Source organism: Marinobacter sp. DSM 26671, from assembly GCF_900112835.1.
Classification (GTDB): Bacteria; Pseudomonadota; Gammaproteobacteria; order Pseudomonadales; family Oleiphilaceae; genus Marinobacter; species Marinobacter flavimaris.
On sequence record NZ_FONF01000025.1, the window covers coordinates 1 to 12836 of the forward strand.

A 12836-nucleotide genomic window follows, 5' to 3' on the forward strand; every position below is an offset into this window, starting at 1 on the left:
GTGGACAACGTGCAGTTTCAGGATGGAATACCGGTGGAGGATCAATCTGACAGGAGCGCTGCCTGATGGTCATACACCAGATTTGACAATAACTCGCTTTGAATGCGATGCCTATGCTGGAATCCGCTCTGGCCACTCTGGTCAAAGATGTCAAAGGCCAAGTGTGCCTTTGGTTGCCACACCCGGCCGAGTTCAATCGCACAAGAGACAGGGATTGCTGGAAAGATCGAAATATTCGCTTCTGGGCCATGCACCTGTTTGATCTGTTCCAAAGCTTGCCGAATCACCCGTCTGTAGGATGATAGGTCGTCTTCGCGGCGCATGACATCGTTGTGTGGGTTAGAGCAGGTGACTTCCCAGATCGATATATCGTCGCCTAGAACTGAAGTCACCCGACAGTCGTCTATTTTTGCTGAGAGCGCGAGTTTGAGCGCGACCCTATCCGGACCAGATCTACCCTTGTTAATTTGAAAACTCATGGGAGGCTCGTCTTCAGCCCATTTCCAGCCTTGTTCCTGCGGCTCTCGGTGGAGCTGGTATACAGTTACTGCGGAGATGTCTGAGAGAAGACGTCCAAACTCTATAAGCAGCGGCATCGGTGCAAGGCCGAATACGGAAAGATGGCGAATCTCTCCTTTTTCCATTCGATGCTTAATTTGCAGAGTTTCCATTTGGTGACGCAAATTGGCAATCTCCAGTGCCCAGTAATTCTGGTCGTCGTCTGCAAAGTGTGCACCACGGACCTTAATCTCAATCGGGGTAGCGGACGCAGGAGTTTTCTTGGGCATCATCGCTCGTGTGCACTCGTCAATTGGGATGGCTGTGCGGTTCGTACCTATGGTTGCGCTAAACTGAAGGATATGTGAGCGACTCTCTGGCCCAGCTGAGAGGACCGTTTGCACCCACTCTTCGTGCTCCCGCTTCATCCCCCGAAGCAACTCTGCGGAGTATTTGTCAGGATTTTCTTTATCGATCTCGCGATGACAGGGATCACAAAGGAGCATGACGTTATCTGGATCGTTCTCTAGTTTCTCCGATAGCACCTTATCACCTCTTGGCCCACTGGGGCTGTCAGCAATGATGTGCGCAACGTATCCCTTATTCGCGCCCCTGTTCCCGGCAACAAGGTGACCTATGAGCGGTATATTGCAGTTCCGAAATTGGCACCTTCCGGCGGACTTTGCCCACACGATCCTTCGAGTTGGCTCTGTCAGTTTTCGCGTCTTTTTAGTCATCGCTCCTCCTTATGCCTCTCGTTTGATGTCCATAGAACGCTCTCTGATAATCTCAATTGATGTGGGCTTTTGTCCTCTAATAAATAACCAAGCACCGCAGTCGAAGCCTCTTAGCCGTCTCAGCTTGGAGATCATTAGAACGGCAAAACCTACACCCTCCCGTCCCTCAACCAAGTCTTGCATCGAATGAATGTCAGCCAGGCTCGGTTGAACACTAAAACTCGGATGAGAGTGCCACTCGCCAAGGTAGTTGTATCTACTGTAATTCGACCCTGTACGCGCGAAGAACTCACTTAGATGCCGGTCATGGATTTCCGAGTCTCGCGTAAAATTTCCTACGGAACCGCTTTCTGTATCCACAGAGAAGTCAACTAGTCTGAATTCGCCCCTATCAATCTCTTCTCCCATTAACATGCCGCCGATTTCCCGCTTTCGAGCAGTTCGCAGGTGATTCCGCATTGACGTGCGTATGTTATTTGGAAGGAGCAACTTCATTGCCACTATCTCTTGTTGGCAGATGTTCTTTTACTAGTTCAAGCATCTCGTCAGCTGTAATTGGATCAGTTGTGGTGTACCAGCTGTCGCTGGGTATTAGGTGGATCGGCATCGTCTCGAATGGTTGTTCGAAAATCCATTCTCTTGAAAATCCAACAAGATATGCTGACTGTGGAAATATACTCTCGTCAGGCCTCACTAGAATGTCAGCTGCGAATCGGGCCATGTGAGAGGCGATGATCGACACTTCAGCATCGTCTGCAATTAGAGGGCGTCCTTCTTCATCCCTGCCACTGTATCGGTCATCTTCGGTACCATGCTCCCACTCGACATTTTGGTCTTGGAACCAAGTCTGGATCTGGTTTCTTGCAGCCAATGGGGTTGGGTCAACTCCCGGTCTTACCCGAGCGACTAGCCCTCCAATTCCTCCCGCAAAGACTTCGCCCCAAACTAATGGTTTCATTTTGCGTAAAGATATCGAGGCCGCGATGGTAAAAGCGGCTGGCTCTGCTGTAGCGTCTATCAGGATGTCGCACTCTCCCAAGGACTCCAGTGCGCCAGACATGGACTGAGAGCTCTCTTGGCCGCCCAAAGATAGCCGTAGTGCTCTGACATCGCATCGCGGATTCAGAGTAGACAGACGTTCCTTAAGCGCATCACTCTTGTGAGTGCCAACATCTACCAGGCTAAGATCATTGCGGGCTACATTGCCCGGGAAGAATACGTCTTCGTCAATGAGTAAAAACTTTCCGGCTCCCGATCTACAAAGGCTGGCTGCTATTTTCGAACCTAGGGATCCACAGCCAATCAATCCGATTGACTTATTGTCTAGCTTGTCGAAACAGTCTGGTGTGCGCCTTTGTTCTTGGGGAATGTGGATGGTTGAGTAGATACGTATGATGCGCTCGTCTTTTGCATTAAAAAACCAGAGGAGTGTCCACCGCTCTCCATCACCGATTAACAGATAAGACTGTTTCTTGAGATCGAGCAAAGCTGTATTGAGCCAGCCGAGATCCAGACCCTCTAGCAATGCTCGAACTCCAGCACATTCTGAAATATCCTCCTTGCCAATGCCCGGCACGCGTAGAACGAACCCCGAGTGATCGAAGCTCTCTGGTAAAGCCAAGTCACTGGACCAAATTGGTGTTTCCCTGTCTCCAATGTATGAGATGGAAGAAATCGCGGTGATGGGGGCCGAGGAAGTGCGTATCCGTTCTTTTAAACCTATTTGCTCAGGTGCGCCAGTTCGGAGATTATTGAGCGCCTTCAATCCACTTTCTGTTAGGACGAATCTGAGAGATTTGGTTCTCAAATCGCGGCCCAAAGACTCCATGTGGGCGGACTGAGCATAAACGTTCTGATCCGGCTCAGGGTGCTCCGTAGAAATAAGACGATAGCAGCTGGCAACCATATCTGCCCCAGTGATCGCCTGCTGCCAATTATCGGGTCTATATTCCAGGCAAAGTTCGCCGTCCGGGCCATACTGATGCCAGGATATACGGCTCAGATCTTGAGTGAATATCATAGGCGGTGCATCAGGAAATACTGATGGATAGACCATCTTAAGCAAATAGGTTTTTCCTTGGTGGCTGATCTGAAAATCCATGCACATAGACAGATCATCATCGGCATACCATCTTGAGATATGCAGCCATTCCGCATCGCCTTCTAGGTTAGTCATAGATGACTTTTCTTGAGCGAGCCTTCTACTATGTAAAAGCCACCAAATCATGCGAACCCATCCGGCTTTTTGGGAATCCGTGCTTCAGAGTCTGCAAAGGAAACTGAGGGCGGGGCAGTTGTAGATGCTGCCGTAGCTGAGCGCAGGAGTGTCCGTCGCTGAGGATTCGGCATGTTGCCGAGTTGCTTGTTGACGGCTTCAATGAGATCTGGACCAAACCGGTGTTCCAAAATGGCAGAAATCTCACCGTATTCAGCATGAGCCGCTGCAGAGGAGAAGTCCTTCCTGGCTTGGTCCAGCCAATATTTAAATGCCTTGACTCGCTCAGGATGTTTTTCCCACTTGTCAGCAAAATTTTCCAGTGGATCAGTAGGATTCTGTATTATGTAATTTTTCCCATCGTGCTGAATCGCTTCTTCCATACGGTCAAGGATTGAGATTAGAGCGTCCCCAACCGTTTCTTCTCCTTGATAGGCGTGGGCTGCAAGAGTCGATATGATTATTGATATAGGCTTATCTTTGGGGTTCGCCTTGGGGTCATCCGCAAACATCTTGTCACGGTGGTGTTTAAGGATCATGATCGCCGCCTGAAGAGGAGTTCGGACAAGATAGATAGGGATGTCTTCGACACTTGCGTTGACTTCTTTCTCGCGCATTTCTGTCAGGATCTGCCTGCGACGTCGCTCAAAAACATCTCCCATGCGGGATTGGAACCACAGAGCATAGCCTTTTGGGTTTGAGCGCGGCCACTCGTCCGTAATGAGCCTATATTTGGGGACTTCATTGTCAGTTATGGCAATCGCTGTGTCAGCGAAAGTAGTATCAAGCCCTTTTGCCTCAAGCAGTTGACGCTGGCTAGTTCCATTTGGAAGGCAAGGAACTATGTCCATGTGGAACTGGGCGCCGTCCGAGTATTCTAGCCTCCAGCAGCGCTGGCCAGAGTGAACTTCTTTCGTAATTCCTTTGCTCTTTCGATAGAGCTTGATCTCGTTTCCAACAAGCTCTTTCAATTCAGCTTGTGAGAGGTCAGATTTAGTTAGCCCCCTCAAAGAGCACGCGCAGTCGATATCATATTCCTCATCGGAAGAATTAGGTCTGACAGCCGTTCCCAGTTTGAACGATCCTTGTATGAAAACTTCGGGATCGTGATCACTTACCTTCGATTCCTCTCTATGCAGCCATTCTCCCAGCGATTTGTAGCTTCTCTCCGCTTGTTCGTAACGAGAGGGCGGAATCTCAAGGGCCTTTACCAGCTTATCTAGGTATTGAGCTGCTTGTTCGGTGATATCACCTGCCATTTTAGGACTCCCCGCTTTTTAGATGTTTTCCAGTTTTGGGATTGGAGTGATTGTGGCACTCCCGCTAAGCTTTGAGGTCAAGGCTTCCACTTGGCGAAGTCGGCGTTCATTCTCTTCATTAAGTCTGGGTTCCTAACCCGTTTCCACGGATGGTTTTAAACGGCTAATGGATTCCATCCGACACGCATGCAAAGCATGGCACGCCATAGTCTAAAACAGAACCTTGCGACTCAGATCTAAATGTTTGCTTTGCGACCAGACCAATCTTCTGTCGTTGAACACAGCCGTAGAAGCAGCCCGGGCTGGTGAGCATGGGCGAGAATTGGACGTGGTTGCTGATAAAGTTCGCACGCTGGCGTCAAATACAGGCGTCTCTATCAAAGAAAGTGCGGACATAATTCATGCCATTCTGGAGCGGAGCTTTCAGGGGGCGTCGAGCGTCAGGTACGTGAGTTGCTTGGCAAGGCCGTTGAAGGCAGAAAGCCGGTAACAGATGCTGAGTCGATTGTTGCTGAAAGCCAGGGTGGCGCCAGCGATGTGCAGAATGCGATCGATGAAATTGGCCGGTGATGCTGTCGTGACGCTGCCCCAGGAGGGCGACGTCACGACGGACTCGGCTTTTACAGCTCTTGGGCGGTGGGCCGCAAGATAATCTCGTTAATATCGACATCGGCCGGTTGCTCGATGGCATAAACGATGGCTCGCGCCACGGCATCGGAATCAATCGCAACACTGTACAGATCTTCTGCCGCTTTCTTGGCATTCGGATCGGTAATGGTGCTGGTGAGCTCGGTCGCTACGGCACCCGGTGAGATGTTGGTGCTGCGAATCTCATCACCGGCTTCCATCCGCAAGCCTTCCGAGAGGGCTTTGACTGCGAATTTAGTTGCGCAGTAAACAGCGGCACCGGGGAAGAGCTTGTGACCGGCGACGGAGGACAGGTTTATCACGTGGCCGCTGTGCTGTTCCCGCATTGTGGGCAACACCGCCGCAATGCCGTACATCACACCTTTGATGTTTACATCCACCATCTGGTCCCACTCGTCTACCTTGAGCGCATCCAGCGGTGCCAATGGCATCAAGCCGGCATTATTGACTAGGACATCGATCCTGCCAAAAGCTTCTTTTGCCGAGGCGGCGAGAGCTTCCACCTGTTTGCGGTCGGTTACATCGGTGACCTGCCAGATGACTTCGGCGCCCTTGGCACTCAGGTCCTCAGACAGGGCTTTCAGGCGGTCTTCACGGCGTGCTGCTAGCACCAGTTTGCGCCGCGGTCGGCCAGGCGGCGGGCCGTGGCTTCACCGAGGCCACTGCTGGCGCCGGTGATAATCACAACTTTGCTATTGATCAGATCGTTGGTGTTGCTCATGCTTTGTTTCCTTTTGGTGATAAAAGTTTTCTTCAGGCGCTGATTTCGAGTTCTTTCAGCGTTGGGTAATCGGTATAGCCCCGCTCATCGCCGCCATAAAATGTGCTGTCGTCCCACTTGTTCAACTCGGCGTGCTGGCGGAAACGCTCCGGCAGGTCCGGATTGGCAATAAACGGACGGCCAAAGGTGACCAGGTCGCAACGGCCAGCGTTGATGCGCTTGCGCGCCTCCTCTGCGGTATAGGCACCGTTGGCAATATAAGTACCCTTGAATCCAGCCTGAATAGCGTCGATCACTTCTTCCGGGCGGCCATTGGCATGGTTGCCCTGGAAGGAATCTTCAACCACTTCCAGATAGGCAATGCCCAGATCGTTGAGGCGGCAGGCAAAAGCACTGAAAGTTTCCACTGGATCTTCGTCATACATGGCGTTGAAGGTGCCGGTCGGGCTGATACGCACACCGACGTTTTCTTTGCCCCAGACGTCGATGACGGCTTCCACCACCATCAACGGCAGGCGCATGCGGTTTTTCACCGCACCGCCAAATTCGTCGGTGCGCTGATTGCTGCCGCTTTTGAGGAACTGGTCCAGCAGGTAGCCATTGGCGGCGTGTACCTCAACACCGTCGAACCCTGCGGACTTGGCGTTGATGGCGCCCTGACGAAACTGCTCTACGATGTCGGACATCTCACCTGCCTCCAGAGCTTTTGGTTCCGGCACATCCACCATTCCTGAATCGGCACTGATGAAGGTTTTCGCACCTTCAGGCTGGATGGCAGACGGAGCCACTGGCTTATTGCCATCTGGCTGCAGGGCGGTGTGGGAAATCCGGCCTACGTGCCATAGCTGAGCGTGCATGCGCCCACCGGCCATGTGCACGGCAGTTGTTACCTTCTTCCAGCCCACAACCTGTTCCGGGGAATGAATGCCGGGGGTAAACGCATAGCCCTTGCCCTGGGGCGATACCTGAGTGGCCTCGCTGAAGATCAGGCCTGCACCGGCGCGCTGCTGGTAGTACCGGGCATTCATCTCATTCGGGATATCGCCGGGCTGAGTGGAGCGGGCCCGGGTCAGGGGCGACAACAGAACCCGGTTGGGAAGGGCAAGATCGCTCAGAGAATATGGCTGAAATAGTGGATCGTTTGGATTGTTCATTAAGTATCCTTCCTGCGAATGAAATGGTTGTAAATAGACCGGTCTACTAGTCAAATGACGAAAAAAAAGGAAATGTCAGGCCGCGCCAAGACATTGCCGGAAAAAGACGGAAACAAATCGCTCCATCGGCTCAGTGCTCTTCAGGACCTTGGCTCTCAGAATGGCGCCCTCCCAGCCTGAAACCAAGAAGCTGGCTACATCGGCGGGATCGATGGATTCATCCACTTCTCCAGCCAGTCTGGCTTCTTCGATGCAGCGCTCGAAACGCTTTTCCCAGCCCTTAAATACGGTATCCAGACGTTTGCGGAAAACTTCATCTTGGCCGGCCAGTTCCTGGCCAAGATTGCCAATAAGGCAGCCGCGGGTGAACTCGCAACTGGTCATGGTTTCCTGACCGGTGTCGAAGTAGGCGCGAAGACGATCAAGGCAGGAACGGCTGGTATCGTTGAGAATTCTATCCAGCTTTTTGTCGTATTTCTCGGCAAAGGAGTCAATGATGGCGAGTCCGAAATCGTTCTTGCTTCTGAAATAATGGTAGAACGACCCTTTCGGCACACCGGCCGATGTCAGTACGCCGTTGATGCCTGTCGCGCCAAACCCTTTCAGGCCGATCAGGTCGGCACCGGATACTCCGGCCTGAGCTACCTGAGACGCTTTCCGATCGACACACTCAAAATCGACCAGTCGTTCGTTCGCGAAATCACCAGCGATCCGGCCAGTGCTGCGATCGCCGACGCCATCATCGCCATGGCTCAGCGGCTGGATCTGGATGTTATCGCCGAGGGCGTGGAGACACCTGAGCAGTGCCGATTGCTGCGTGAAAGCGGATGCCGGCATATGCAGGGCTACCTGTTCGCAAGGCCGGTGCCGGCAGATGATTTGACCAAACTGTTGCTGACCCCGAGATGGCTGTAGCGCGAGTTGCGGTATTCCGATCTTCAACTAAGCTTGGGTATGTCAGGGTGGTTTTTCAGGATACCACTACCCAATGCGCCAGCCACGTCGTCATGGAGTGCTTATGTCCACGGCCCGGAACGAGGTCTCCACCAGGGAACCTGCACAGGAAGGCAGTCGAGCCGTCAACGCGTGCCGAAAAGTGGTGGGCCTGGTACCCGCCCCGGAGATGTCCGCTGAGATGGCCAAACAGGTAATGGACCAGTTACCGGAGCTTTTGGCCAACTACGTCGATGACCGGTTGCGTTGGGAGGTGCAACTGATTATCGATCCGTTGATCGGTGCTGCTGCAGAGGCTTCCAACGATATTATTGAGAGTATTCTCGAGTACAAACGGGCCCAGCAGTGGGACTACGCGATCTGTATCACCGATTTGCCGATCTTTAAGGACGGGCGTTTCGTGATCGCTGAAACCAGCACGGTGCATGGCGTTGCGATGATCTCATTGCCTGCCTTCGGCATTACCGCAATACGTCGTCGCCTGAACGAAGCGATCCTGCAACTGGTCAACGAATTGCACCATGGCAGTTCGGAAGAGGACCGTGCTCGTCAAGAGCAGCGTACCCAGCAATCCGATAAAGTCCACGAGAGTCTGCGTGGCAAAGGTGCGCGGCAACTACTGGGCAAGCACCTCTACGAGAAGCTGTTCCCGATACGACGGATAGCGCTACCGGGCGAGGGAGAGTCCTTCGACGTGCGCTTCATTGCCGATTCAAAACTCAACGGGAACCTTCGCATCCTGGCAGGCATGGTGCGAGCCAATCGCCCCTGGACCATCTTTCCTTCTTTCAAGCGCGTCATCGCCATCGCGTTCGCGACCGGCGCCTATGGTCTGGTGTTTCCGACCCTTTGGCAGCTCAGCGCCAATTATGGCCGGCCACGCCTTATTCTGCTTATGGGAGTGGCCATGGTGGCGATGATCGCCTGGATCATTATTGCACACACGCTTTGGGAATCGATGAAAAACGCCCGATCACTACGTCTGGTCCGGCTCTATAACACGGTCACTGTCCTGACGCTGAGTGCCGGGGTCGTATTCTATTACGTGATCCTGCTGGGCCTTTTCTGTATCACGGTCCTCGTTTTCATTCCGGCCAACATGCTGGAAGCGCAACTTGATCATGCGGTCAGCCTTTTCGATTACACCACTCTTGCCTGGCTCGCGACTTCGGTTGCCACTATCGCTGGTGCCCTGGGGGCCGGACTGGAAGATGAGGAAACCGTCAGAAACGCCACTTACGGCTACCGGCAGCAACGCCGCAACCAGGAAGCGAATAAGCGCTGACAGTTCTGTTTTTGTGATCAGCCGTTGTGCCTCGGTGGGGTCCACGCCGGTGCTTCGTCCTCGATTCGCCGTGCGTCTTCCCGCATGGTGTGACCCAGTGACTCGTCCAGTTTCATGAACAGCTCCCCGTAGCGTGGGCTGAAGTGGATGCCTTCCTCGATGTTGCGCCAGGCGTTGAACAATTCGTCTTCATTGGCTTTTTCTCTGGCAACAAAGGATTGAGTCATCCGGCGGGCGCGTTCTGGGTGGACGCCCATGGCGGTGAGAGCATCGCCGCCGAGTGCCAGGGCGGAGTAGTAGGTTTCGCTCACCACGTCGTCGGCGCCGGCTTCGCGCAGTTCGTAGCCGTGGCCGCGGTCAAAGGCGCGGGCCAGTACCCAGACCTCCGGGTAAAGCTGTTTGACATGACGCACCAAATGTACGGCCCGGTCGCGGTCATCAATGGCCACAACGAGCAGGCGCGCCTCGGCAATGCCAGCGGTTTCCAGTAGCTGGATGCGGGTGGCGTCGCCAAAGTAGCTTGTCAGTTGGATCCGGCGCAGGTTTTCGATCTGCTCCAGGGCGTGGTCCAGGGCAACGCTGGGAATGTTGTTGGCGCGAAGCAACCGGCAGACGATCTGCCCGAAGCGGCCGACCCCTGCCACGATCACCGGCGCCTGCTCTTCTATCTCATCCGGCTCCGCTTCTTCATTGGAGGCCTTCTGATAGCGGGGCAGCACCACCCGCTCATAGACAATGAACAACAGCGGCGTCAGGAACATGGACAGGGCCACCACCAGTGAAAGCACCTGCGCACTCCCGGTTGAGATGACGTGGTTCTGGGTGCTGTAGGTCAGCAGCACAAACCCGAACTCACCGGCCTGGGCGAGCCCGAGGGTGAACAGCCAGCCTTCACTGCCGCGGATACCAAAAGCAAAAGCCAGGCCAGCCAGAATCAGCGCCTTGCCAATGATCACCGCCAGGGCGAGAAGCAGGACGGTATCCCAGGACTCCGTCAGAACGCCGAAATTGATCCCCGCGCCCACGGTAATGAAGAACAGCCCCAACAGCAGCCCTTTGAACGGCTCGATATTGGCTTCCAGCTCGTGCCGGAATTCGCTGTTGGCCAGCACCACCCCGGCCAGGAATGCGCCTAGCGCCGGCGACAGGTTTACCAGGCTCATCAGCGCCGCGATGCCGACAATCAGCATCAGGGAGGTGGCGGTGAATACTTCCCGCATGCCGGACTGCACCACGTAGCGGAACAGCGGCCGGCTCAGGTAATGGCCGCTGACAATCACCAGCACGATCGCACCGACAACGGCCAGCCCGTGGGCCCAGCCCGGCAGGTTCTCAACCAGGCTGAGGCTGCTGTGTCCGTGCTCTGCGTCGGTGGCGGAGATTCCGGACACGGCCAGCAGCGGGATGACAGCCAACATGGGAATCACCGCAATGTCCTGGAAAAGCAGCACTGAGAAGGCACTCTGGCCACCTTCGGTTTTGACCAGCCCCTTTTCGGTCAGCGTCTGCAGGACAATCGCGGTTGAGGAGAGGGAGAAGAGAAACCCTACCGCCACGGCGGTTTGCCAGGCCATCCCCAGCGACCAGGCAAAACCGGTGGCGGCGGCTGCGGTCAGTGTGACCTGAAGGCCGCCGAGGCCGAGCAGCCGGACCCGCATGGCCCAGAGGGATTTGGGATCAAGCTCCATCCCCACCAGGAACAGCATCATCACCACGCCGAATTCGGCAAAATGCTGAAGGGTGACCGTCTCCTGGCCCACCAGCCCGGTCACGGGCCCTATGACGACACCGGCCACCAGGTAACCGAGTACCGACCCTAGCCCGAGCCGCCTGGCCAGCGGCACCGCGATGACCGCAGCCACCAGGTATATAAACGCCTGAACAAAGTAGTCAGTCATCAGTTATGTCCTCTGCGACCCCAAGCACCCGCCGATCACGGAGGCAGAAGCCGAGGTCTATCTGGCGCGCGATCTCCAATCGGCACTCGCCGCCACGTTGCGTTACTGCCCTGTGCTGGCCACCGGACCGGAGGAGCGGCTCGCGGCCATCGTGGATTTCACCTTCAACCTCGGTCCGGGGCGCTTGCAGACATCGACGCTGCGACGGCGCGTCAATCAGCAGGATTGGACTGCTGCGGGCCAGGAGCTGCGCCGGTGGGTCTATGGGGGCGGAAAGGTGCTGCCCGGGCTCCTCGCGCGACGAGAGGCTGAGATTTCCTTACTAGACACCAAAGTGTAGGGCATCGAGTTTCTGCGGCTCGAATACTTGATGCATCCATCGTTATTTCTTGCCGATCCCCAGAAGTCCTCAACTCCAGATCAGATGCCAGGTTGCAACTCCACGCGCACCTCCCGTAGCTTACCGGCCCTCTCAACTGACAAGACTACCACATCTCCTACCTTTCGGTCGTCAAGCCGTGCGAGCAGTTTGGCGACATCGTCGACGGGAGCGCCGTCCATGCCTGTGATACGGTCTCCCGGCACGATGCCTTCGGGGCCAACGGTGATACCGCTCAACCCCGCCTTTTGCGCCGCTGAGCCAGGGGCGACACGGAGCACAAACACGCCTTGGGTACTGGTCAGTGCCTGCAATCGGCGGTTGAGCTGCTCGTCTACCTTGATCCCAAGCGCCGGACGGATGTATTTGCCGGTCTTGATGAGTTGTGGCACCACACGCATGACCGTGTCCACCGGCACGGCGAAGCCGATCCCGGCCGATGCGCCGGAAGGGCTGTAGATCGCTGTGTTTATGCCGATCAGGCGGCCGGCCGAATCGAGCAACGGCCCACCCGAGTTGCCGGGGTTGATGGCGGCATCGGTTTGAATCAGGTGTTCGATGGTCACTCCGCCAGATTCCCCGGGCAGCGATCGATCGAGCGCGGACACGATGCCGTTGGTGAGTGTCCAATCCAGGCCGAAGGGGTTGCCAATGGCGAACACCTTTTGTCCCACCTTGAGGTCTGCGCTGGTGCCGACTGGAACGGCGGGCGGGCGCTGGAAGCCAACGCCGATTTTGAGCACCGCGATATCGTGGGCCGGACTCACGCCGACCAGCGCGGCTTGGTAGTCGCGGCCGTCGGCCAGCTTGACCGTGGCATCCGACGCCCCCTGGATCACATGAAAGTTGGTAACGACGTGACCCGCGTCATCCCAGATGAAACCCGAACCCGTCCCGCGCGGCACGGAAAAGACGTTGCGCTCGGCGGCTTCGCGCGGACTGAACCAGGCCTCGATGGCGGGCAGAAACTGCCAGAACAGCATGAGTGCGGCAACGCACGCGGTGATGAAGAGCCACCGCCGGACGAATTGATCCGGAGCTGGGCGTTGTGGGTAAGGATCGGGGTAAGCCATGACGGGGGGCCTTTC

The 12836-nt window shown here is 55.4% G+C and carries 11 protein-coding genes and 3 pseudogenes; 4 read left to right on the forward strand and 10 right to left on the reverse strand.

Annotated features, from left to right (window positions below; all coding sequences use genetic code 11):
* Window positions 1-41: 41 nt before the first annotated feature.
* From BM035_RS19380 to BM035_RS19395, 4 genes are all read right to left on the reverse strand, one after another.
* Complete coding sequence (locus tag BM035_RS19380; protein ID WP_217646362.1) at window positions 42-1043, reverse strand: SAVED domain-containing protein; 1002 nt, start codon at window positions 1041-1043, stop codon at window positions 42-44.
* A 201-nt stretch (window positions 1044-1244) separates the two neighbouring features.
* On the reverse strand, window positions 1245-1730 hold the full coding sequence (locus BM035_RS23230; RefSeq protein ID WP_092033869.1) for a Mov34/MPN/PAD-1 family protein: 486 nt from the start codon (window positions 1728-1730) through the stop codon (window positions 1245-1247).
* A complete protein-coding gene (locus BM035_RS19390) occupies window positions 1708-3411 on the reverse strand; it encodes a ThiF family adenylyltransferase (protein ID WP_217646363.1) in 1704 nt (567 codons plus the stop codon). Before BM035_RS19390 ends, BM035_RS23230 begins: the two co-directional genes overlap by 23 nt.
* 47 nt (window positions 3412-3458) lie before the next feature.
* Window positions 3459-4709, reverse strand: coding sequence for a nucleotidyltransferase domain-containing protein (locus tag BM035_RS19395; RefSeq protein ID WP_092033874.1), 1251 nt, complete (start codon window positions 4707-4709; stop codon window positions 3459-3461).
* 247 nt (window positions 4710-4956) lie between these two features.
* Between BM035_RS19395 and BM035_RS23035 the strand changes: the two are divergent.
* Window positions 4957-5118, forward strand: a pseudogene (locus tag BM035_RS23035) (methyl-accepting chemotaxis protein); the annotation flags it as partial.
* Between the two features lie 14 nt (window positions 5119-5132).
* Here BM035_RS23035 and BM035_RS22695 read toward each other — a convergent pair.
* The 4 genes and pseudogenes from BM035_RS22695 to BM035_RS19415 form a co-directional block, all read right to left on the reverse strand.
* Window positions 5133-5315, reverse strand: coding sequence for a hypothetical protein (locus tag BM035_RS22695; protein ID WP_175497426.1), 183 nt, complete (start codon window positions 5313-5315; stop codon window positions 5133-5135).
* A gap of 14 nt (window positions 5316-5329) precedes the next feature.
* Window positions 5330-6078: pseudogene (locus tag BM035_RS19405) on the reverse strand (SDR family oxidoreductase).
* A 32-nt stretch (window positions 6079-6110) separates the two neighbouring features.
* Complete coding sequence (locus BM035_RS19410) at window positions 6111-7232, reverse strand: alkene reductase (protein ID WP_092033879.1); 1122 nt, start codon at window positions 7230-7232, stop codon at window positions 6111-6113.
* A 75-nt stretch (window positions 7233-7307) separates the two neighbouring features.
* On the reverse strand, window positions 7308-7943 hold the full coding sequence (locus BM035_RS19415) for a TetR/AcrR family transcriptional regulator (RefSeq protein ID WP_254775542.1): 636 nt from the start codon (window positions 7941-7943) through the stop codon (window positions 7308-7310).
* On the opposite strand from BM035_RS19415, the pseudogene BM035_RS19420 reads away from it, so the two are divergent.
* Together BM035_RS19420 and BM035_RS19425 are read left to right on the forward strand one after the other, a co-directional pair.
* A pseudogene (locus BM035_RS19420) lies at window positions 7842-8147 on the forward strand (EAL domain-containing protein); the annotation flags it as partial. The gene BM035_RS19415 and the pseudogene BM035_RS19420 overlap by 102 nt on opposite strands.
* A gap of 103 nt (window positions 8148-8250) precedes the next feature.
* Window positions 8251-9471, forward strand: a complete 1221-nt coding sequence (locus BM035_RS19425) for a hypothetical protein (RefSeq protein WP_092033882.1) — start codon at window positions 8251-8253, stop codon at window positions 9469-9471.
* Between the two features lie 17 nt (window positions 9472-9488).
* Here the strand turns inward: BM035_RS19425 and BM035_RS19430 are convergent, their stop codons facing one another.
* The gene (locus BM035_RS19430) at window positions 9489-11369 is read right to left on the reverse strand and encodes a monovalent cation:proton antiporter-2 (CPA2) family protein (protein WP_092033884.1); all 1881 of its coding nucleotides are present in this window, start codon (window positions 11367-11369) and stop codon (window positions 9489-9491) included.
* 34 nt (window positions 11370-11403) lie between these two features.
* Between BM035_RS19430 and BM035_RS23235 the strand changes: the two genes are divergently transcribed.
* Entirely contained in the window at window positions 11404-11709 is a 306-nt protein-coding gene (locus BM035_RS23235) for a lysozyme (RefSeq protein ID WP_368073292.1), read from the forward strand.
* A gap of 80 nt (window positions 11710-11789) precedes the next feature.
* Here BM035_RS23235 and BM035_RS19440 read toward each other — a convergent pair whose 3' ends face one another.
* Window positions 11790-12821, reverse strand: coding sequence for a S1C family serine protease (locus tag BM035_RS19440; protein WP_092033887.1), 1032 nt, complete (start codon window positions 12819-12821; stop codon window positions 11790-11792).
* Between the last annotated feature and the right edge of the window lie 15 nt (window positions 12822-12836).

Bases quoted from the DNA above. Each gene is read 5' to 3' on its own strand.
- BM035_RS23230 (WP_092033869.1), bottom strand. From the start codon at position 1,730: ATGAAGTTGCTCCTTCCAAATAACATACGCACGTCAATGCGGAATCAC.
- BM035_RS19390 (WP_217646363.1), bottom strand. From the start codon at position 3,411: ATGACTAACCTAGAAGGCGATGCGGAATGGCTGCATATCTCAAGATGG.
- BM035_RS19395 (WP_092033874.1), bottom strand. From the start codon at position 4,709: ATGGCAGGTGATATCACCGAACAAGCAGCTCAATACCTAGATAAGCTG.
- BM035_RS19410 (WP_092033879.1), bottom strand. From the start codon at position 7,232: ATGAACAATCCAAACGATCCACTATTTCAGCCATATTCTCTGAGCGAT.
- BM035_RS19425 (WP_092033882.1), top strand. From the start codon at position 8,251: ATGTCCACGGCCCGGAACGAGGTCTCCACCAGGGAACCTGCACAGGAA.
- BM035_RS19430 (WP_092033884.1), bottom strand. From the start codon at position 11,369: ATGACTGACTACTTTGTTCAGGCGTTTATATACCTGGTGGCTGCGGTC.
- BM035_RS19440 (WP_092033887.1), bottom strand. From the start codon at position 12,821: ATGGCTTACCCCGATCCTTACCCACAACGCCCAGCTCCGGATCAATTC.